We start from the raw sequence: 580 nt of genomic DNA on the forward strand, positions 1-580 counted from the left end.
TACGCCAGCCCGTCATCGAGGTTGCGCGCGATGTCCTCGGGCAGCAGGCTGCGGCAGAGGCCGTCGTAGCCGGGAGGCGCCTTGCGCGCGCGCTGCTGGTGGCGCATCTCGGTCAGGCGCTCCTCGGAACAGAAGCAGCGGTACGCCGTGCCGTTCTCGAGCAGCTTCTCCACGTGCTCGCGGTAGATCTCCGTGCGCTCGCTCTGGCGGTAGGGGCCGTTCGGCCCGCCGACGTCCGGGCCCTCGTCGTAGCCCAGGCCCAGCCAGTGCAACGCCTCGATGATCTGGGCCTCCGAGGTGGCGTCGTAGCGCGTCTGGTCCGTGTCCTCGATGCGCAGGATGAAGCGACCCCCCGTCGAGCGGGCGGCGAGCAGGTCGAACAGCGCGATGTAGGCGGTCCCGACGTGGGGATCCCCGGTCGGGCTGGGCGCGACACGGGTGACGGCGGGCGTGGTCATGGCAGGCTCCGGACGAAGGGGCGCGCCATGCTACGTTCCGATGGCGATGGACCACGACGTCGGACTCGAGGCCTTGGATGACAGCCCGCCCCCGATCGAGGGGGGCGTGATCGCCGGCCATG

At 71.0% G+C, this 580-nt stretch carries 1 protein-coding gene; it reads right to left on the reverse strand.

Features of this window, described 5'->3' with window-relative positions; genetic code table 11:
• A partial coding sequence (locus tag KDM41_18670; protein MCB1185448.1) for a glutamate--tRNA ligase occupies positions 1 to 458 on the reverse strand: 458 nt, incomplete at its 3' end.
• Positions 459 to 580 lie beyond the last annotated feature (122 nt).

Source organism: bacterium (assembly GCA_020440705.1).
Classification (GTDB): Bacteria; Krumholzibacteriota; Krumholzibacteriia; order LZORAL124-64-63; family LZORAL124-64-63; genus JAGRNP01.